Source organism: Streptomyces sp. NPDC025784 (assembly GCF_055558435.1).
In genome coordinates this window covers 156,064-174,240 of the sequence record NZ_JBVHMN010000012.1, presented here as the reverse complement: position 1 = coordinate 174,240, position 18,177 = coordinate 156,064, and the positions used below count along the sequence as shown (strand labels likewise).

Annotated in this window: 20 protein-coding genes; 16 read left to right on the top strand and 4 right to left on the bottom strand. The window is 71.7% G+C overall.

From position 1 onward, the window contains the following. The first annotated feature begins 7 nt into the window (after positions 1-7). The 5 genes from sufC (at position 8) to ACZ4IF_RS26530 (ending at position 4,033) form a co-directional block, all read left to right on the top strand. Positions 8-772, top strand: coding sequence for a Fe-S cluster assembly ATPase SufC (gene sufC, locus ACZ4IF_RS26550; RefSeq protein WP_359499491.1), 765 nt, complete (start codon positions 8-10; stop codon positions 770-772). Next, positions 769-2,025 (top strand): cysteine desulfurase, encoded by a 1,257-nt coding sequence (locus ACZ4IF_RS26545; RefSeq protein ID WP_095933516.1) that lies wholly within the window; start codon positions 769-771, stop codon positions 2,023-2,025. Before sufC ends, ACZ4IF_RS26545 begins: the two co-directional genes overlap by 4 nt. A 15-nt stretch (positions 2,026-2,040) precedes the next feature. Beyond that, entirely contained in the window at positions 2,041-2,514 is a 474-nt protein-coding gene (gene sufU, locus ACZ4IF_RS26540; RefSeq protein WP_028803404.1) for a Fe-S cluster assembly sulfur transfer protein SufU, read from the top strand. Further along, positions 2,511-2,849: a metal-sulfur cluster assembly factor gene (locus ACZ4IF_RS26535; protein ID WP_028803403.1), complete on the top strand. Its 339-nt coding sequence runs from the start codon at positions 2,511-2,513 to the stop codon at positions 2,847-2,849. Before sufU ends, ACZ4IF_RS26535 begins: the two co-directional genes overlap by 4 nt. Positions 2,850-3,019: 170 nt before the next feature. Beyond that, complete coding sequence (locus ACZ4IF_RS26530; RefSeq protein ID WP_467567058.1) at positions 3,020-4,033, top strand: sulfotransferase family protein; 1,014 nt, start codon at positions 3,020-3,022, stop codon at positions 4,031-4,033. 12 nt (positions 4,034-4,045) lie between these two features. Here the strand turns inward: ACZ4IF_RS26530 and ACZ4IF_RS26525 are convergent, their stop codons facing one another. Further along, positions 4,046-5,125 carry a DUF7847 domain-containing protein gene (locus ACZ4IF_RS26525; RefSeq protein ID WP_467567055.1) on the bottom strand — a complete coding sequence of 360 codons (1,080 nt, stop codon included), beginning with the start codon at positions 5,123-5,125 and terminating at the stop codon, positions 4,046-4,048. A gap of 149 nt (positions 5,126-5,274) precedes the next feature. On the opposite strand from ACZ4IF_RS26525, the gene ACZ4IF_RS26520 reads away from it, so the two are divergent. From ACZ4IF_RS26520 to dapD, 3 genes are all read left to right on the top strand, one after another. Continuing rightward, positions 5,275-5,595 carry a DMT family transporter gene (locus ACZ4IF_RS26520; protein ID WP_359499483.1) on the top strand — a complete coding sequence of 107 codons (321 nt, stop codon included), beginning with the start codon at positions 5,275-5,277 and terminating at the stop codon, positions 5,593-5,595. Then, complete coding sequence (locus tag ACZ4IF_RS26515) at positions 5,595-6,131, top strand: TetR/AcrR family transcriptional regulator (RefSeq protein ID WP_095933512.1); 537 nt, start codon at positions 5,595-5,597, stop codon at positions 6,129-6,131. Before ACZ4IF_RS26520 ends, ACZ4IF_RS26515 begins: the two co-directional genes overlap by 1 nt. Before the next feature lie 253 nt (positions 6,132-6,384). Next, a complete protein-coding gene (dapD, locus tag ACZ4IF_RS26510) occupies positions 6,385-7,374 on the top strand; it encodes a 2,3,4,5-tetrahydropyridine-2,6-dicarboxylate N-succinyltransferase (protein ID WP_095933511.1) in 990 nt (329 codons plus the stop codon). A gap of 108 nt (positions 7,375-7,482) precedes the next feature. Here the strand turns inward: dapD and ACZ4IF_RS26505 are convergent, their stop codons facing one another. Continuing rightward, positions 7,483-7,986 carry a hypothetical protein gene (locus ACZ4IF_RS26505; protein ID WP_359499480.1) on the bottom strand — a complete coding sequence of 168 codons (504 nt, stop codon included), beginning with the start codon at positions 7,984-7,986 and terminating at the stop codon, positions 7,483-7,485. A gap of 136 nt (positions 7,987-8,122) precedes the next feature. Between ACZ4IF_RS26505 and ACZ4IF_RS26500 the strand changes: the two genes are divergently transcribed. Further along, positions 8,123-8,677: a SigE family RNA polymerase sigma factor gene (locus ACZ4IF_RS26500; protein WP_467567276.1), complete on the top strand. Its 555-nt coding sequence runs from the start codon at positions 8,123-8,125 to the stop codon at positions 8,675-8,677. Continuing rightward, positions 8,674-9,876: a WD40 repeat domain-containing protein gene (locus tag ACZ4IF_RS26495; protein ID WP_467567050.1), complete on the top strand. Its 1,203-nt coding sequence runs from the start codon at positions 8,674-8,676 to the stop codon at positions 9,874-9,876. The genes ACZ4IF_RS26500 and ACZ4IF_RS26495 overlap by 4 nt, the downstream gene beginning before the upstream one ends. Before the next feature lies 1 nt (position 9,877). Here ACZ4IF_RS26495 and dapA read toward each other — a convergent pair whose 3' ends face one another. Then, positions 9,878-10,804: a 4-hydroxy-tetrahydrodipicolinate synthase gene (gene dapA / locus ACZ4IF_RS26490; RefSeq protein WP_467567047.1), complete on the bottom strand. Its 927-nt coding sequence runs from the start codon at positions 10,802-10,804 to the stop codon at positions 9,878-9,880. Positions 10,805-10,996: 192 nt separating this feature from the next. On the opposite strand from dapA, the gene ACZ4IF_RS26485 reads away from it, so the two are divergent. The 5 genes from ACZ4IF_RS26485 (at position 10,997) to ACZ4IF_RS26465 (ending at position 14,202) form a co-directional block, all read left to right on the top strand. After that, positions 10,997-11,131 carry a hypothetical protein gene (locus tag ACZ4IF_RS26485; RefSeq protein WP_467567044.1) on the top strand — a complete coding sequence of 45 codons (135 nt, stop codon included), beginning with the start codon at positions 10,997-10,999 and terminating at the stop codon, positions 11,129-11,131. Next, positions 11,128-11,805: a hypothetical protein gene (locus tag ACZ4IF_RS26480; RefSeq protein ID WP_467567041.1), complete on the top strand. Its 678-nt coding sequence runs from the start codon at positions 11,128-11,130 to the stop codon at positions 11,803-11,805. The genes ACZ4IF_RS26485 and ACZ4IF_RS26480 overlap by 4 nt, the downstream gene beginning before the upstream one ends. A gap of 89 nt (positions 11,806-11,894) precedes the next feature. Further along, a complete protein-coding gene (locus ACZ4IF_RS26475; RefSeq protein WP_467567038.1) occupies positions 11,895-12,599 on the top strand; it encodes an antibiotic biosynthesis monooxygenase in 705 nt (234 codons plus the stop codon). Positions 12,600-12,750: 151 nt separating this feature from the next. Then, positions 12,751-13,458 carry an ArsR/SmtB family transcription factor gene (locus tag ACZ4IF_RS26470; RefSeq protein ID WP_467567035.1) on the top strand — a complete coding sequence of 236 codons (708 nt, stop codon included), beginning with the start codon at positions 12,751-12,753 and terminating at the stop codon, positions 13,456-13,458. A gap of 12 nt (positions 13,459-13,470) precedes the next feature. Next, a complete protein-coding gene (locus tag ACZ4IF_RS26465; protein ID WP_467567032.1) occupies positions 13,471-14,202 on the top strand; it encodes an SRPBCC family protein in 732 nt (243 codons plus the stop codon). A 118-nt stretch (positions 14,203-14,320) separates the two neighbouring features. On the opposite strand, the gene ACZ4IF_RS26460 is transcribed toward ACZ4IF_RS26465, so the two are convergent. Continuing rightward, on the bottom strand, positions 14,321-16,147 hold the full coding sequence (locus ACZ4IF_RS26460) for an endonuclease/exonuclease/phosphatase family protein (RefSeq protein WP_467567029.1): 1,827 nt from the start codon (positions 16,145-16,147) through the stop codon (positions 14,321-14,323). A gap of 417 nt (positions 16,148-16,564) precedes the next feature. Between ACZ4IF_RS26460 and ACZ4IF_RS26455 the strand changes: the two genes are divergently transcribed. Next, on the top strand, positions 16,565-17,986 hold the full coding sequence (locus tag ACZ4IF_RS26455; protein ID WP_467567026.1) for a hypothetical protein: 1,422 nt from the start codon (positions 16,565-16,567) through the stop codon (positions 17,984-17,986). The last annotated feature ends 191 nt before the right edge of the window (positions 17,987-18,177 follow it).

The window sequence follows — 18,177 nt, the reverse complement described above, 5'->3', positions numbered from 1 at the left end:
GGAACCCATGGCAACGCTTGAAATCCACGACCTGCACGTCACCGTCGAGGCCGACAACGCCACGAAGGAGATCCTCAAGGGCGTCGACCTCACCGTGAAGCAGGGCGAGACCCACGCCATCATGGGCCCCAACGGCTCCGGCAAGTCGACTCTCGCCTACTCGCTCGCGGGCCACCCGAAGTACACGATCACCGGCGGCACCGTCACCCTCGACGGTGAGGACGTCCTGGAGATGTCCGTCGACGAGCGCGCCCGTGCCGGCGTGTTCCTGGCGATGCAGTACCCGGTCGAGGTCCCCGGTGTCTCCGTCTCCAACTTCCTGCGCACCTCCGCCACCGCGATCCGCGGCGAGGCCCCCAAGCTGCGCACCTGGGTGAAGGAGGTCAAGGAGGCCATGGAGCACCTCAACATGGACCCCGCCTTCGCCGAGCGCAACGTGAACGAGGGCTTCTCCGGCGGTGAGAAGAAGCGTCACGAGATCCTCCAGCTGGAGCTCCTCAAGCCGAAGATCGCGATCCTCGACGAGACCGACTCCGGCCTGGACGTCGACGCCCTGCGCATCGTCTCCGAGGGCGTCAACCGCGTCCGCGAGACCGGCGAGGTCGGCACCCTGCTGATCACTCACTACACGCGCATCCTGCGCTACATCAAGCCCGATCACGTCCACGTGTTCGCCGGCGGCAAGATCGTCGAGTCGGGCGGCCCCGAGCTCGCCGACAAGCTGGAGAACGAGGGCTACGAGGCGTACACGAAGGGTGGCGCATCCGCGTGACACAGCTGCCGGGCCTCCTCGACACCGAGGCGATCCGCAAGGACTTCCCCATCCTGGACCGTCAGGTCCACGACGGCCGGAAGATCGTGTACCTGGACAACGCGGCGACCTCGCAGAAGCCGCGCCAGGTGCTGGACGCCCTCGCCGAGTACTACGAGCGGTACAACGCCAACGTCCACCGCGGTGTGCATGTGCTCGCCGAGGAGGCCACGGCGCTGTACGAGGGCGCGCGCGACAAGGTCGCCGCGTTCATCAACGCGCCGAGCCGCGACGAGGTGATCTTCACCAAGAACGCCTCCGAGTCGCTCAACCTCGTGGCCAACATGCTCGGCTGGGCCGACGAGCCCTATCGGGTCGACCACGAGACCGAGATCGTCATCACGGAGATGGAGCACCACTCCAACATCGTGCCGTGGCAGCTGCTTTCGCAGCGCACGGGCGCGAAGCTGAAGTGGTTCGGCCTCACCGACGACGGCCGCCTCGACCTCTCCAACATCGACGAGGTCATCACCGAGAAGACGAAGATCGTCTCCTTCGTGCTGGTGTCGAACATCCTGGGCACCGTCAACCCGGTCGAGGCGATAGTGCGCCGCGCCCAGGAGGTCGGCGCCCTGGTCCTGATCGACGCCTCGCAGGCGGCACCCCACATGCCCCTCGACGTCCAGGCCCTCCAGGCCGACTTCGTGGCCTTCACCGGTCACAAGATGTGCGGGCCCACGGGCATCGGCGTGCTCTGGGGCCGCCAGGAGCTCCTCGAGGACCTGCCGCCGTTCCTCGGCGGCGGCGAGATGATCGAGACCGTGTCGATGCACTCGTCGACCTACGCGCCGGCCCCCCACAAGTTCGAGGCGGGCACGCCCCCGATCGCGCAGGCGGTCGGACTCGGCGCGGCGATCGACTACCTGTCCTCGATCGGCATGGACAAGATCCTCGCCCACGAGCACGCGCTCACCGAGTACGCGGTGAAGCGGCTCGCGGAGGTCCCCGACCTGCGGATCATCGGCCCGACGACGGCCGAGGACCGCGGTGCCGCGATCTCGTTCACGCTGGGTGACATCCACCCGCACGACGTGGGCCAGGTCCTGGACGAGCAGGGCATCGCCGTGCGCGTCGGGCACCACTGCGCACGTCCGGTCTGCCTGCGGTACGGAATTCCTGCGACCACGCGAGCGTCGTTCTATCTGTACTCCACGCCGGCCGAGATCGACGCGCTGGTCGACGGCCTGGAGCACGTCCGGAACTTCTTCGGCTGAGGGGCTGGCTGAAACGTGAAGCTTGATTCGATGTACCAGGAAGTCATCCTGGACCACTACAAGCACCCGCACGGGCGGGGCTTGCGGGATGGCGATGCCGAGGTGCACCACGTCAACCCGACGTGCGGCGACGAGATCACGCTGCGCGTGAAGTACGACGGCGAGCGGATCGAGGACATCTCGTACGAGGGCCAGGGCTGCTCGATCAGCCAGGCCTCGGCCTCCGTACTGAACGAACTGCTCGTCGGCAAGGACGTGTCCGAGGCGCAGAAGGTCCAGGAGACTTTCCTGGAACTGATGCAGTCCAAGGGCAGGGTCGAGCCCGACGACGCGATGGAGGAGGTGCTGGAGGACGCGGTCGCGTTCGCCGGTGTCTCCAAGTACCCGGCCCGGGTCAAGTGCGCCCTGCTGAGCTGGATGGCGTGGAAGGACGCGACGGCCCAGGCACTGGGTGACGAGCCCGACAAGGCTGCGAGGAAGACGGCATGAGCGAGAACGAGACCTTGACGACGAAGCCGGCCTCCGAGGAGGAACTCCGCGAGGCGCTGTACGACGTCGTCGACCCCGAGCTGGGCATCGACGTCGTCAACCTCGGTCTGATCTACGGCATCCACATCGACGACGCGAACATCGCGACGATCGACATGACCCTGACGTCGGCGGCCTGTCCGCTCACCGACGTCATCGAGGACCAGGCCAAGTCCGCCACGGACGGCCTCGTCAACGAACTGCGCATCAACTGGGTCTGGATGCCGCCGTGGGGCCCGGACAAGATCACGGACGACGGCCGTGAGCAGCTCCGCGCACTCGGCTTCAACGTCTGAGCAACCGCCGCGTCCTGCGCGCGAGTCGACGACGGCCCCCGGCAACCGTGCCGGGGGCCGTCGTCGTGTCGTGCCCGTCCCGTCCCGTCCCGCTCCGCGCGGCCGGCGTTCACACGGCTTTCTCAGCGGCCTCCCAGGGCGGGCTCATCGGGGCGCGACAGCGTGGGGCCGTGCCAGAATCCGTGCGCCCCGTCTTCGTCCTCGGCTGTCCCCGCTCCGGGACCACCCTTCTCCAGCTGATGCTGCACGCGCATCCACGCATCGCGCTGCCGCCCGAGACGCGGTTCGTCCTGCCGGCCTACGAGGGGCGGCTGGGCTTCGGCGACCTCCGGGAACGCGAGAACCGGGCCGGTCTCGCGCGGTGGATCACCGGGCGCCGACAGACCCGGTACCACGAACTGGGCGTGGACGCCGGGCAGGTCGCGCGGCGCATCACCGAAGGCCCCCCGACGCTCGGCTCGGCACTCGGCATCGCCCTGAAGGCGTACGCCGAGGAACACGGGAAGGTCCGCTGGGGCGACAAGCGGCCCGCGTACGCCCTCCATGTCGCCGAGCTGCTGCGGCTGTTCCCCGACGCGCAGTTCGTCCATCTCGTCCGCGACGGACGGGACTGCGTCGCCTCGCTGCTCGGCATGCCCTGGTGGCACCGCGGCTTCCACGAGGCCGTGGCGACCTGGTCGCAGGTCATGGACGCCGCCCGTGGGCACGCCGAGACGCTCGGCCCGGGCAGCTGGCACGAGCTGCGCTTCGAGGACCTGGTCGCCGATCCCGAAGGCCGGCTGCGGGAGGTGTGCGGCTTCCTGGCGGAGGAGTACCACCCCGTGATGAGCGAGCCGCACCGGATGGCCGGGGTGGCGGTGCCCGCGCGCAAGACCTGGCACCGGCGCACCCACGGCAAGCTGGACGTCTCACGCGCGGGCAGCTGGACGACCCGGCTGACGCCCGCTCAGATCGCGCTGTGCGACGACGTGCTGGGCGACCGCCTCGTCTCCCGGGGGTATCCGCTCGCGGGAGCCGTCCGGCCCGACCCCGCCGAGCTGCTGCGCTACCGGCGCGTGGAGTTCTCGCGACGCGCCGCCCACGCCAAGCGGCGGCTGCTCGACCGCGTGGTGCGGGTGCGGGAGCCGGGTCCCGTCGCCTGCAGTCCGGCCGCCCTGTCCGGGGCGGCGCGGAGCGCTTCGTGACCCGGCGGTCCCTCAGCCGCGCGGGTCGGCCTCCGCCGCCCGCAGCAGGACGTCGGCGAGGCCTTCACGGCGGATGCGCCGGTCGATGTAGAGCAGGGTGGTGATCAGCGGCATGAACACCATGGTGAACAGCTGGGCGACGATGCTGAGGACCGTCGAGACCGTGAACGACAGGTCCAGGTGCGGCAGGCTCTGCGCGAACGCGTCCGACATGCTCGTGGGCTGCGGCGACGAGGGGTCGTACGGCTGAGGTCTCGGCGTCGTGAACACCGTGGGGAGCCGCAGCACCAGCGAGACGATCAGCACGGTCAGTCCGCCGAGCAGCGTGATCCCGAACGTGCGCCACCAGGCGCCCCGCATCAGCCGCACCGACCGCCGCAGCGCCTCGACCGGCCGGGCGGCCTCCAGCACGGCGGCGGCCGGGGCGAAGGAGAAGAGCACCCAGAGCCAGACCGTCAGCGGCAGGGCCAGCAGCAGGAGCAGGAAGAAGATCCCGACCAGGCTGTCGCTGCGGGCGAGCATCGCCGCGAAGAGCGAGACGGTCATCGCGGCGAACAGCAGCACGGGGATCAGCAGGATCAGCCCCATGAGCAGGTTCACGCCGAGCACGGACAGCGTGCGCGGCCAGGTGCGCCGCCACACCTGGCCGATGCCGGCCCGCCGGCCGAGGACCGCGTCGTGCAGGGTGGCGACACAGGACGCCTGCACGAAGGCGCTCCCGACCAGCATGGCGATCATCGCGAAGGCCCACACGCTGCCGAAGGCGACCAGGACGGGCTGGACGTCGCTCCAGCGCGGGCGCCGGTCGATGTCGTACACGACGTCCAGCCGGTCACTGACCGAGAAGTACGCGAGGACCGCGGCGCCCCCGACCAGCACCACCAGAGCGAGCTGGACCAGCGCCGCGAGCCCGAACAGCGGCTTGGCGTACCGGCGCATCGTCGTGAAGGCACCGCCGAAGACATGGTCCACTCCGAGCGGGGCGAGGGGTATGACCCCCGGCTTGGGCGGCGGGGGCGGCGGCGTCCAGCCCCAGCCGGCCGGAGGGCCTCCGTACGGTCCCGCTGGTCCCCACCCCGATGTGTCCGACATTCTTCTTGCGCTCCCATGCTCCTGGGGTCCGACGACCCCGCCCCCACGGTGATGATCGCGAACGATATCCGGTGCGCCGCCCGGTGCCCATGGGGGAGCAGGGAGCATTTTGCGTACGGTCGTACATATCGATATGTACACTCGTACGCATGGGATACGTGCTGCTCGGCGGAGCCATCGCCGCGGAGGTGGCCGCGACCACCGCCATGAAGTACAGCGAGGGTTTCAGCAGGCTGTGGCCGTCGCTGGTGACCCTCCTCGGGTACGTCGTCGCGTTCGCGCTGCTCGCCCAGACCCTGAAGACCGTCTCGGTCGGCACGGCCTACGCGATATGGGCCGGCGTCGGCACCGCGGCCATCGCCGCGATCGGCATGGTGTTCCTCGGGGAGGGGATCGGCGCGGCCAAGCTCGCCGGCATCGCCCTGATCATCGGCGGGGTCGTGCTGCTGAACCTCGGCGGTGCGCACTGATGGCCCGCCGGTACGACCCCGAGCGACGTCAGCGGATCATCGACGCGGCGATCCGCGTCGTGGGCGCCAGGGGAATCGCCGGGCTGAGCCACCGGACCGTCGCGGCCGAGGCCGATGTGCCGCTCGGCTCCACCACCTACCACTTCAGGACACTCGACGAGCTGATGGTCGCCGCCCTGCGCCAGGCCAACGAGGGCTTCGCGAAGGTCGTCGCCGCGCGCGGCGCGCTGGAGGATCCCCGGACCGACCTCGCCGCCGACCTCGCCGGCCTGGTGGGCGAGTGGCTCGCGGGCGACCCGACCGGCGTGGAGCTGGAGTACGAGCTGTACCTCGCCGCGCTGCGCCGCCCGGCCCTGCGTCCCGTCGCGGCCGAGTGGGTCCAGAGCCTCGTCGACCCGCTCGCCCGGCGCACCGACCCCGTGACCGCGCGGGCGCTGGTCGCCCTCATGGACGGGATCTGTCTCCAGGTGCTGCTGACCGGCACGCCCTACGACGAGGCGTACGCCCGCGAGGCGCTGCGCCGGCTCATCGGCTGACCGCGCACCCTCATCGGCCGACCGCGCACCGCCGCGCACGGGCATGCGGTCCGTCGGCGTGCGGCCGGCCGCTGAAGGGACGGCACCCGGACGTCCGTCGCCGCCGTGGACGACGCAGCGGTCCCCGAAGTCGCCCTGGTCGGCGAGGAGGCGAGCGGCCCTGACGCGGAGCCGGGCGCACGGTGCGCCCGCACGCTGAGACGCCGGGCGCACCGGTTCGCCCGCGCGGCCCCCGCCAAGTTAGGTTTCACCCATGACCGACACGACTGCTACTCGCACCACCGGCGCCGTCGCCGCCGGGCTTGCCACCGTCACCGCCGACGGCACCGTCCTCGACACCTGGTTCCCCGCTCCCGAACTGTCCGCCGAGCCCGGCCCGGCCGGCACCGAGCGGCTGTCCGCCGAGCGCGCCGTGGAGCTGCTCGGCGAGGGTGCGGCCAAGGCCGTCGGCCCGGACGCCCGTCGTGGCGTCGAGGTGGTCGCGGTCCGTACGGTCATCGCCTCCCTGGACGACAAGCCGCTCGACGCGCACGACACCTACCTGCGGCTGCACCTGCTCTCGCACCGCCTGGTGAAGCCGCACGGCCAGAGCCTGGACGGCATCTTCGGCCACCTCGCCAACGTCGCCTGGACCTCGCTCGGCCCGGTCGCCGTCGACGACGTCGAGAAGGTCCGGCTGAACGCCCGCGCGGAGGGGCTGCACCTCCAGGTGACGTCGATCGACAAGTTCCCGCGCATGACGGACTACGTCGCCCCGAAGGGCGTCCGCATCGCCGACGCCGACCGGGTCCGTCTCGGCGCGCACCTCGCCGAGGGCACGACGGTCATGCACGAGGGCTTCGTGAACTTCAACGCGGGCACCCTCGGCACTTCCATGGTCGAGGGCCGCATCTCCGCGGGCGTCGTGGTCGGCGACGGTTCCGACATCGGTGGCGGCGCCTCCACGATGGGCACCCTCTCCGGCGGCGGCAACGTCCGCATCACCATCGGCGAGCGCTGCCTGGTCGGCGCCGAGGCGGGCGTCGGCATCGCGCTCGGCGACGAGTGCGTGGTCGAGGCCGGCCTGTACGTCACCGCGGGTACCCGCGTGACGATGCCCGACGGGCAGATCGTCAAGGCCCGCGAGCTCTCCGGCGCGTCCAACATCCTCTTCCGTCGCAACTCGGTCACCGGCACGGTCGAGGCCCGGCCGAACAACGCCGTGTGGGGCGGACTCAACGAGGTCCTGCACAGCCACAACTAGCGCCTGCCCGGCCATGTCCGCCTGCCCGGCGACGCCGTGAACCGTCGGCCGGGCCCTGGGCCCGCCCGCGCCGTGTGCCCTCCCGCCGTCCGCGGGAGGGCACACGTGTCATCGGGGCAGGCCCGCGGTGAACTCGGCCAGCGCCGTGAAGTCGTCCTCGCCGAGACCCAGCCGGGGACTGACGTGGCGCAGCAGCGCGGGCGCGGGGTGGCGGGCGGCGACGTACGCGTCGTCGGCCGGGCTCTGTTCGTCGTCCACCCACGCGAAGGGGCGGTCCTGCGCGTACGCGACGATCCGCTCCGTCTTCCAGTGCACTCCGTCGGGCCGCTCGGCGAACAGGGCGCCGGTGAAGTCGACGTACGGGATCTCGGGCAGCCCGATGACGGGACCGATCCAGCGGTTCGCCGCGTCCATCCAGGTGCTCGCCCAGCACAGGTCGTAGTCGAGGGCGAGGAGCGCCCGGCCGTGGTCGGGGTGCAGCCACACCCGCAGCGGCCTGCCCGGAGTCAGAGCCACCCGGATCGTCGTGTAGCCCGCGGGACGGCGCTCCGGCTGGGCCGCGTACGGGTTGAGGGGCCCGTCGACGTCGAGGAACAGCAGTGGTCGGCTCACCTCGTCACGGTAAGGGACACCCGCCGGGAGCTGCTCCGAAATTCTTCCCGGGGCCAGGCATAGCGGCGGCCGGGCCGGGGCGTCACAAGGGGCACAGGGGCGGTTCACCGGGGCCGCCGGGGAAGAGAAGGTGACGATGGATGCCGAGGCGCAGGAGAGCTTCCGACAGTTCGTGGCCAACCGGTCGTCGGCTCTGCTGAAGACCGCGGTGCTGCTCAGCGGCGGGGACCGGCACGCGGCCGAGGACCTGCTGCAGAACGCCCTGATCAAGGCCGCGGGACGCTGGCGGCAGATCGACGAACCCGAGGCGTACGTACGGCAGATCCTGTACCGGCAGCAGGTGAGCCGGTGGCGGCTGAAGTGGCCGCGACGCGAACTGAGCGTCGCGGAACCGCCCGAGACCGCGCCGGGTGCGGACCTCTCCGCCGCCGCCGAACTGCGCGTCGTGATGCGTGGGGCGCTGGCCCGGCTGACCGCACGCCAGCGCACCGTGCTGGTGCTGCGCTACTTCGAGGACCTGCCCGAGGCCGATGTGGCCCGCGTGCTGGGCTGCTCGGTCGGCACCGTGCGCTCCACGACCCACCGCTCCCTCGCCCGACTGCGCACGCTCGCGCCGGAACTGGCCGCCCTGGGCCCGGCCGGTTCCGAGCCGCCGTCCCGTGACTACCTGCCCGTGGAGGTCCGTCCATGAACGTCGAGGAACTGGTGCGCGACTCCCTGCGGGAGCAGGCCACCGAACAGCCGCCGGCCGCACCGGGGTTCGCCGACCGGGTGCTCTCGGTCCGTCGGCGCCGCCGTGTCCGCAGGCTCGCCTCCGTCGCCGCCGCCACGGCGGCCGTGGTCGCGATCGCGGTCGGGGTGCCGCTGCTGGACTCCGGCAAGAGCGATGTACGGCCGTCCGGGGATGTGGAGCAGCACTCCGATCAGTCGCCACCGCGGCAGGAGATCGCGGTGGGGCAGACGGCGCTCGCCGCGTACTACACCTGGCGGACCGTGCCGCAGACCCGCGACCGGGGCATCGGCGTCCGCACGTACTGGCTGCTCGACCCGTCGACCGGCAGGTATGTGAAGGACTCCCGGTGGGCCTATGTCGCCGTCGCACCGGGTCTGCGGACGGCCGCAGTGCTGGAGCAGACCCTGCCCGTCCGCCGGATCGGCCTGCTCGACCTCGCGACGGGGGAGGTCGAGCGGTGGATCCCGGTCGAGCACCGGGTCGGCGCACTCGACTTCTCCTACGACGGGACCAGGCTCCTGGCCACGACGTACGACGAGAACCCCGATGTGCGCGGCAAGGTCGAGAACGCCAAGGGCGGCCAGGACTGGGGACCCGCGTTCGCCCAGTCGAGCCGGACCGGCTTCTACGACCTCGACGTGGCCTCCGGCGAGGGCGCCTGGACCGGGGTCGCGTCCGACCGCAACGACCTCGCGCGCGGGGACTTCTGCTACAGCCGCACCGGCGATCAGGTGTACGCGCGCGTCATCGGCGAGCGGGACGGGATGCAGCAGTTCTACGACCTCGACGGCGGCAAGATCGCTGCCCCGGCGGACGAGAAGTACCTGCGGGCGGACGTCGGCGCCCGGCTGTCCCCGAACGGCCGGCTCGCCGCGCTCGGTCTGGCGAAGGAGGTCGCCCCCGGGAAGTCGTACTCCTCGATCCGCGATCCCCGCACCGGCAAGGAGATCACCAAGGTCCGCGGCGGCGACCTGCTCGCCTGGGTTGACGACCGGCGGCTCATCGCCTGGGAGCGGGTGACCGGCCTGGACGAGCCGTACCGGGCCCGGCTGGTGCTGGTGACGATCGGCAGCGACAGGATCGTGCCGTTGAGCGGGGTCCAGAAGAAGATGTACGACGAGCTGAAGGCGTGGCAGCCCGTCTTCGCCCGCCGCTGAATCAACCCGCCGTGAGCTCGTCGTACACCGCGCGCAGTCCGTCGGCCGCCTCCCGGCCGGCGGGCCGCAGTGGCGGCCTGACCGGCCCCGCGGGCAGACCCAGTGCGCCGAGCAGCGCCTTGGCGGTGACCGCGCCGGGCAGGCCGGCCGCCATCATCGCCTCGACCAGCGGGACGGCCCGGCGCTGGAGGCGGCCCGCCTCCGCCGTGTCGCCCGCGTCGAACGCGTCGAGGATCGCCCGGAACTGACGGGGCGCCGCGTTCGCGACGGTGCTGATGTACCCGCTCGCGCCGATCGCGCGCAGCGCGAGGACGTACTCGTCGCAGCCGGCGTAGTACGCCAGCCCGGTGCGGGCCAGCACCTTCTGGGTGCCCAGCAGGTCGTACGCGCAGTCCTTGACCGCCACGATCCTCGGGTGCCGGGCGAGCCGGATCATGGTGTCCGGCTCGATCCGGGTGCCGGTGCGTCCTGGGATGTCGTACAGCGCGAGGGGCAGCCCGACGGCGTCCGCGATGTCCAGGAAGTGGGCCTCCAACGCGTCCTGCGGGGGCCTGCTGTAGTAGGGGGAGACCACCAACAGGCCGTCCGCTCCTGCCTTTTCGGCCTGATGCGACAGTTCGACCGTGTGCCGCGTGTCGGCGGTCCCCACCCCCGCCACGAGCGCCGCCCGGTCGCCCACCGCCTCGCGCACCGCCCGCACCAGCGAGGCCTTCTCCGCATCCGTCGTGGTCGGGGACTCACCGGTGGTGCCGGACAGCACCAGCCCGTCGCAGCCCTCGGTGACCAGCCGGTCGGCGAGCCGCTGGGCGCCGTCGAGGTCGAGCGTGCCGCTGTCCGTGAAGGGCGTGATCATGGCGCACAGAGCGCGGCCGAACGGTGCGGCGCGCGCCGGTGCCGGCGTCGTGGAGTCGGTCGTGGCAGTGGTCATGACGGTAGTCTCGGCACCTCGACCGTGAAGCTCCACTTAATTCTTCTACGAAGTACATGCAACAGACGCTAAGGAGTGTCGGATCCGTCCGCCGGGCGTGCGCCCGCGAGAAGCAGCGGCCCTGGTGCCAACTCGCCCTGTTGTGGGTCACTATGGCCGGACGGCAGTCGTCGGCAGATCGCGGGAGGCGTCATGAGGCTGGGCAAGGCACTCGCCACCGGAGTCGCGGAAGAACAGGACCGGACGCAGGAGGACGGACTGCGGCTGCGCGAGGCGGTCGAGGAGCCGGAGACGTCCGTGCCCGAAGAGGTCACGGCCGGCCGATGAGGCTGCGGCTCCCCGAGGAACGCCCGACGGAGCCGCCGACCGGATACAAGATCGCCCACCCGATGCTGTCCCAGGACGGCACCCGGGCCGGGTTCACCGGTGTGTCGCTGGGCGGTGCGCTGCCGTACGGAGTGCTGGACGAGGCGCGCTGCGTCTACGGACGGAGGCACCGGGCACCGCACCGCCGCTGTGACTGCGGTTTCCACTGTGTGCACGACCGGGCCGCCGCCGAGGCGCTGTCGTGCACCGCCGAGCACCGGGCGGCCGTGCTTCTCGAAGTCGCCGTCCTGGGCGCCTACATCCGCTTCGAGCGGGGTTTCCGCTACGCCCGCCAGCGGGTACGGACCGCGACCGTCGGCCCGTGCGCCTGCGGTGCGGTGGCCGGTGCCCTCGCCGACGCCGGCTGGGGGAGGCCGGGCTGGCGCGCGCTCGCGGCGGCGTGCGCGGGCTGTGTGCGCGGGCGTACGTCCGTGTCGCTCGCCGCCTTCGCCCGGCTGGCCGGGGACGGGCTGCGGGTCGTGGCGGGTCGCGGTGTGCAGCCCGCCACGGAGCTGCCCGAGGGGCTCGGTGTCCCCGAACTCGTGGCGGAGGCCGCCCTGTTGCAGGCCCGGCTCGACTGGTTCCAGACGCAGTTGACCCGGCTCGACGAACGGCCGGCCGGCGGGGAGGAGTGAGGGAGGCTCCGGGACGGGCTTGACCTCGACCATGGTCGAGGTCGAAGGGTGGTCGGTACGTCCTTGACGGCCGACCACCGGAGGCCCGTATGACCCGTCGTACCCACACACACCCCGACCCCGCCGACCCGCGCGTCGGCGCGCCCTTCTTCAGCGTCTGGAGGCTGGGCACGCCGCTGCGCCGGCAGCAGGCGGCCGAAGCCGTCGCCCGGGCCTGGGAGCGCCGCCCCTGGCCCGCCGACGGGCTGCTCGGTCACCATGTGTACGCCGGGCACGACGCCTCCGGTCTGCTGCACTACGCGCAGTGGACGAGCGAACAGGCCCACGAGGCCTATGTGAAGACGCACCGTCAGGAGCGCTTCGACGAGATCGACATCTCCGTCCCCGGCATCGAACGGCTGGGGCCCGGCCGTTTCCGGCGCTACCGCAGTGTCGGTCCGGCGGACCGTGACGGACGTGTCCCCGGCTGCCTCGTGATCGTCGACGTGGAGTTCGAGAGCCCGGACCCAGTCCGGCAGCGTGCCTGGGTCGACGCCGTCCTCGAAGCGCTGGAGGGCGAGCCGAACCCGCATCCCGGCGGCATCGGCGCCCACTTCCACCTCGGCGCCGACGGCACCCGGGTCCTCAACTACGCCGAGTGGGAGAGCGCCGAGGCCCACATCGAGGCCCTCGCCGCGCCCGGCGACGGGATCGGCTCGGCGACGGCCCTGTGGGAGCGGGTCCAGGCCTGGCCGGGGCTGAGGAGCAGCACGGTCACCCGGTACGAGCACCTCTTCGGGCTCGTACCGGACTGACCTCCACGCCGTCGGCCCACGGCTCGACCGGCCGTGCCGGCGCGGGGCGCCGCCGGAGGCCCACGGCTCGCCTCGCCCGCGCGGTCACCGCCGACTCACCGAACATTTCATCCGTCTGGACAAAAAAAGTTTTCGGTGAGACGGTGGGGTCATGTTGGACGTGACCGTGATCGAGGACGCAGAGGCCGCCGCCGTCTCGCTGGACCCCGTACGGGCCCGGCTGCTGGCCGAGCTGGCCGCCGGGCCCGCGTCGGCAGCCATGCTGGCCGGCAAAGTCGGACTGCCCCGGCAGAAGGTGAACTACCACCTCAAGGCGCTGGAGCGGCACGGCCTGGTCGAGCTGGCGGGGGAGCGCCGCAAGGGCAACGTCACCGAGCGGCTCATGCGCGCGACCGCCGCCTCGTACGTCATCTCACCCCTCGCCCTGTCCGCCGTGCAGCCCGATCCGGACCGCTTCCGCGACCAGCTGTCCGCACGCTGGCTGCTCGCCCTCGGCGCCCGGCTGGTCCGGGACGTCGGCTCACTGATCACCGGCGCGGCGAAGGCCCGCAAACGGCTGGCGACCTACGCGCTGGACGGCGAGGTCCGCTTCGCCTCGGCCGCCGACCGCGCGGCCTTCGTCCAGGAGCTGACGGCCGGAGTGAGCGCCCTGATCCGCAAGTACGACGTTCCCGGCGCCGACGGCGGACGGGACCACCGGATCGTCGTCGCCCTCCATCCCACGGTCAAGGACCCCGCCGAGACCGGCACCGCCACGACGGACCCCGCGGTGACGGAGGCGGCGGTCGCGGAGACCGCGATCGCCGAGGCCGCCGACACCGGCCGGCCCACCTCCGAGAACGACCCCAAGACCCACTGAGCAGGAGCCCCCATGTCCAAGGAATTCGAGATCGCCCGCGAGTACGAGGTCGACGCCACGCCCGAGCAGGTGTGGGACGCCCTCACCACCGGTACCGGGGGCTGGCTGTGGCCCATGGAGTTCGACGGCGAGCGTCGTGTCGGCCCCTTCGGTTCCACCCTCACCAACTGGGACCCGCCGCACCGGCTGACCTCCCGCAGCGAGGACGTCGGGTTCCCCACCCAGAGCCTCAACCAGCTGGACAACACCATCGAGCCGCGCGACGAGGGCCGCCGGGCCTGGGTGCGCTACGTGCACAGCGGGATCTTCACCGACGACTGGGACAACCAGTACGACGGCGCGAGCAAGCACACCGACTTCTACCTGCACACCCTGCGCCAGTACCTCACGCACTTCGCGCCCCGGCCGGTCGCGTTCACGACGCTCAACGGGCCCGAGGCCTCGCAGGCGTCCGACGCGTTCACCGCCGTGGGCCGGGCCCTGGGGCTGTCCGACGACACGGCCGAGGGGGCCAAGGTGACCGCCCGGGGGCCCGGCGGCCGGGCCCTGGACGCGGTGGTCGACTACCGCAACCCGTACTTCATCGGCCTGCGCACCGACGACGCCCTCATCCGCTTCTTCGGACGCAACCACTGGGGCGCGCCGGTCGGCATCAGCGTCCACGACTTCGCGGCGGACGCCGACGCCGGGCGCGACGAAGCCGCCTGGCAGGGCTGGCTGAACGGCGTGTTCGACACCCCGTAGACGCGCCGGGGCCGGCCCCCGCGGGGAACCGGCCCGTGCCGCGGTGTCGCCACCGTGAGCGGACAGGGCAGGAGCCCGGCCCCCCGGACGACGGGGCCGGGCTCCTGCCCGCGCCGGACTACGGCCGGAACCGCAGCACCTGCGGGTCGTGGTCGCTGATCTGGTCGTGGAACTCCGAGTTGATGTGCACGCTGTCGTACTCGAAGTCGCAGTCCCGGCGGATCGAGGGGCTGACCAGGATCTGGTCGAGGACCTGGCTGTTGCCCTGGTAGTCGTAGGTGTAACGCTCGCTCTTCGGCAGCGACTTGATCGCCGACCAGAGCTCGCCGTCACCCTCCAGGATCTTCACGGTGTCCGAGAACTCGAAGTCGTTCATGTCGCCGAGGGCGATGACGTCCGCGTTCTTCTGCGCCTTCAGGATCTCGTCCACGAAGGTGTTCACCAGCGTCGCCTGCGCGTGGCGCTGGGTCTCCGAGCTGCGCGTCGGCGGCTGGTACTGCGAGGTCAGACCCTGGTCGCCGCCCTTGGAGTTGAGATGGTTGGCGATCACGAAGACGGTCCTGCCGCGGAAGACGAACTCGCCCGCGAGCGGCTTGCGGCTGCTCTTCCACGCCTCGTCGGCCGGGGCGATCCGGCCCGGGGACGCGGTCAGCTGCGCCTTGCCGTGCACCTTGGTGACGCCCACCGCGGTCGTCGAGTCGCCGCCCGTGCGGTCGGTGAAGGACACCCGCTCGGGGTTGAAGAGGAAGACCTGGCGGATGTTGCCGCCGGGCTCGCCGCCGTCCTGGTCGTTGACCGGGTCTATGGAGCGCCAGTCGTACGTGGGGCCGCCCGCCGCGACGATCGCGTCGATCAGCTTGTTCACCGTCTGGTCGGCCGCGACCGTGCCGTCGTCCGTCGCGCCGTTGTTGTCCTGGATCTCCTCCAGGGACACGATGTCGGGCGAGCGGAGGTTGTTCACGATCGCGGACGCGTGGGCGGCGAAAGTGGCGTCGCCCGGGTCCAGGTTCTCGACGTTGTAGGTCGCGACCGCCAGCTCGCCGCGCGCCTGCTTCTTCGTCGTCTCCCGCTCCAGGCCGCCCTGCTCCAGGGTGCCGAGCTGCCCGGCGACGAGCGTGTAGCCGCCGAACTGGTTGAAGTCGAGCGGGCCCGTGGTGTCACCGGTGAGCTCGTCGCCCACATTCGCGACCGGGAAGTCGGCCGTCGAGCCCAGGGACTGGATCTGGATCCGGCCCGTGTTCTGCGAGGTGTACGAGCCGTACACCGAGCCGCCTCGGTGGTTGGCGTGCTCGTGCGGCTTCACCGTGACCCACAGCTCGCTGTACGGGTCGGTGCCGGTGACCACGCGGGCGTCGCTGACCTGGACGTTCATGCCCTCGAGGGACTCGTAGTAATCCAGGGCGTACTTCGCCGGCTCCAGGGTCAGGGCGTTGATCGAACCGCTCGCGGCGGTGTCGCCCGCGGGCGCGTAGGCGTCCGGCACGGACCGGGCGTCGACGACCGTCGCGGCCGGGACGGCGTTGCCGCTGGAGACGACGGTCACCGTCGGCTTGGTGATCTCCGTCAGTGACTGGTTGCCGCTGGTGGCGCCGCCCGGGACGTACTCCGAGACCGTGCCCGTCACCGTGACCGAGTCGCCGACCGCGACCTTCGGGGTGGAGCTGGTGAAGACGAACACGCCCTCACTGGTCGCCGGGTCGTCGTCCGGGGTGGCGTCCTGGATCCAGAAGCCCTTGGACGAGCCGTAGGTGCGCACACCGGTGACGATGCCGGCCACGTCCGTGACCTTCTGGCCCGCGAGCGGGGAGATCCGGGTGGATCCCTGGATGTCGTGGATGTGGACGGTGTCCGCGTGAGCGGGCGTGGTGAGCACCACGGCGGAAAGGGTGGAACAGACCGCGGCGACGGTCAGCGCGCCTGTGCGCGCGGTTCTCCTGCTCGGCAAGGGAATCCCTCCGGGGACGTACGTGAGCGCCGGGACGAGGGTGGAGCTGTGGTCGAACGCGTCCTGCGTGCGGGCCGGTGACGCGCGTAGAAGCCGGCGGATCGCTGACCCGTTCGACTTCTACGCGCGTCAATCTCGTGTGTGGCAGGGGGAGTTGTCAAGGTTTCCGTGGTGTACGGGGGTTGTCGGGGACATGAACCAGGCGGCATGGGTGGAAATCCGTCTAGGCTGAGCGGTCGGCACGGATTCCCCGGCGGCCCTCGGATCCTCGCGTCCGGGGACACCTCCTCGGGTCCGGTGCTGCGACAGGAGGCGTTCCGCTCCCGTTTTCGGGCGCTGTGCTGCTTCTTGTCGCTGTTCGCCGCTGTTTCTACGATTGCCCTGCTTGTCCTGGTTGTTCGGAGGAGAACCCAGCCGATGTCAGACAGCTCCCCCCTGCCGCCGGTGCGGCTGCACTCCGAAGCGGAGCTGGCGCGGGACGCGCTCGCCACCCCGCTGCTCTCCCGCGCCGCCCGGCTGGCCCGCTGGGCGGGTCCGGACACACGGGTCGGCGCGGGGGGCGAGCTCGTCGAGGAGCAGCTCCCCGAGGCCGCCTCCCTCCTCGGACTGACCGGGGACGACGCGGCGGCCTTCGCCGCCGCGGCCTGGGGGATGGCCGTCGACACCGGGCTCGTCGAGATCGTGGACGAGGAGGAGGGCACCGTCGGTCCGGGCGAGGACCTCGCCCTTCTCACCTCCGGCGCCCCGCAGGACGTCCTCGGCGTATGGCTCGCCCTGCTCGACACGGTGCTCGCCGACGCGAGCGTGCCCGACCTCGACGACCTCGTCGACGCCATGGGGGAGAGCGGCGAACTCGACCTCACCTCCCTCGACTGGGACCCCGAGGCGGAGGCCGAGTTCCTCGAAGGGGTGCTCGGCAACCTGTACCTGCTCACCGTGAGCGACGACGGGGCCGGCGACGGGACGGTGCCGCTGCCCGCGCTCGCCGCGTCGGTGATCGTGCCCGACGACATGGGCGAGCCCAGCAACGACGTCCTGGAACAGGTGTCGGATGCGATGATGCGGCTCGACGACCAGTTCCGGCTGCTGGAACCCGCCGGGCTCGTCGACTTCCAGCCCGTCGACGAGGCGCTCATGGCGGACGCCGAGGACCCGGCCGCCGACGACGAGACGGACGTGTCCCGGTACGGGATGGTCCGGCTGACCCCGCTCGGCCTGTACGGCCTGCGTGCCCGGCTCCTCGAAGCGGGCCTCGACGCACCCGCGGTCGGTGACCTCGCCGACAAGGGGGCGGACGCGCTGCTCGACGGCACGGCCGTGTTCCCGCCGACGGCGGCGCAGGCCGAGACCGAGCAGTGGCTCGCCCGCCGCGAACCGCTGCCCGCCGCACACGAGTTGCTCGCCGCCGCCCGTGGCGGCGACGCCGGTGGGCCGCTGCGACGGCTGCGCTGTCAGCAGGCGCTCTCCCTGGTCGGGATGGAGGCCGAGCCCGCACTGCGGGACGTCCTCGACGACCCGGAGCTCGGAGGCCTCGCCCGGGTCTGGCTCTCCGAACACGGTGTGCCCGACGTGCCCCCGCCGTCCGAGGCGATGGTCTTCTGGCTCACCGTCGACACGGTGGCGGCCCAGCTCGCCGCCGAGGGCAACTCCGCGGAACTCCAGGCCCTCGTGGAGGGACTGGCCCAGCAGCACAGCGGCTTCTTCGCCACGGCCTGGCGGGTCGACCATCCGGCCACCGCGGACGTCCTGGAGGCCATGGGGCGCCTGCACCCCGACAAGAAGGTCGCCAAGGAGGCCCGCAAGGCCGCGTTCAAGGCGCGCTCGCAGCAGGGCGGTTAGCGGCACGCGCGCTACGTCGGGCGCGACCCCGCCGAGGGGCGCGCCCGGCGCAGGCGCCGTCGTGGAGTGGTCGGCCGGTGCGACCGAGCGGCCGGTGAGGGCACGGGAGGGGGCGGGATGCCTCCGGGGTCCCGGTGGATTCATGGAAGCGGGACCGGTGAAGTCGGCCGGTGTTCAACTCCCGTTCAGGC

What these genes read in the sequence shown, in the direction of transcription:
- sufC (WP_359499491.1), top strand. Translation starts at nt 8, where the DNA reads ATGGCAACGCTTGAAATCCACGACCTGCACGTCACCGTCGAGGCCGAC.
- ACZ4IF_RS26535 (WP_028803403.1), top strand. Translation starts at nt 2,511, where the DNA reads ATGAGCGAGAACGAGACCTTGACGACGAAGCCGGCCTCCGAGGAGGAA.
- ACZ4IF_RS26525 (WP_467567055.1), bottom strand. Translation starts at nt 5,125, where the DNA reads ATGTCGGACACATCGGGGTGGGGACCAGCGGGACCGTACGGAGGCCCT.
- ACZ4IF_RS26520 (WP_359499483.1), top strand. Translation starts at nt 5,275, where the DNA reads ATGGGATACGTGCTGCTCGGCGGAGCCATCGCCGCGGAGGTGGCCGCG.
- ACZ4IF_RS26515 (WP_095933512.1), top strand. Translation starts at nt 5,595, where the DNA reads ATGGCCCGCCGGTACGACCCCGAGCGACGTCAGCGGATCATCGACGCG.
- dapD (WP_095933511.1), top strand. Translation starts at nt 6,385, where the DNA reads ATGACCGACACGACTGCTACTCGCACCACCGGCGCCGTCGCCGCCGGG.
- ACZ4IF_RS26500 (WP_467567276.1), top strand. Translation starts at nt 8,123, where the DNA reads ATGGATGCCGAGGCGCAGGAGAGCTTCCGACAGTTCGTGGCCAACCGG.
- ACZ4IF_RS26495 (WP_467567050.1), top strand. Translation starts at nt 8,674, where the DNA reads ATGAACGTCGAGGAACTGGTGCGCGACTCCCTGCGGGAGCAGGCCACC.
- dapA (WP_467567047.1), bottom strand. Translation starts at nt 10,804, where the DNA reads ATGACCACTGCCACGACCGACTCCACGACGCCGGCACCGGCGCGCGCC.
- ACZ4IF_RS26485 (WP_467567044.1), top strand. Translation starts at nt 10,997, where the DNA reads ATGAGGCTGGGCAAGGCACTCGCCACCGGAGTCGCGGAAGAACAGGAC.
- ACZ4IF_RS26480 (WP_467567041.1), top strand. Translation starts at nt 11,128, where the DNA reads ATGAGGCTGCGGCTCCCCGAGGAACGCCCGACGGAGCCGCCGACCGGA.
- ACZ4IF_RS26475 (WP_467567038.1), top strand. Translation starts at nt 11,895, where the DNA reads ATGACCCGTCGTACCCACACACACCCCGACCCCGCCGACCCGCGCGTC.
- ACZ4IF_RS26470 (WP_467567035.1), top strand. Translation starts at nt 12,751, where the DNA reads ATGTTGGACGTGACCGTGATCGAGGACGCAGAGGCCGCCGCCGTCTCG.
- ACZ4IF_RS26465 (WP_467567032.1), top strand. Translation starts at nt 13,471, where the DNA reads ATGTCCAAGGAATTCGAGATCGCCCGCGAGTACGAGGTCGACGCCACG.
- ACZ4IF_RS26455 (WP_467567026.1), top strand. Translation starts at nt 16,565, where the DNA reads ATGTCAGACAGCTCCCCCCTGCCGCCGGTGCGGCTGCACTCCGAAGCG.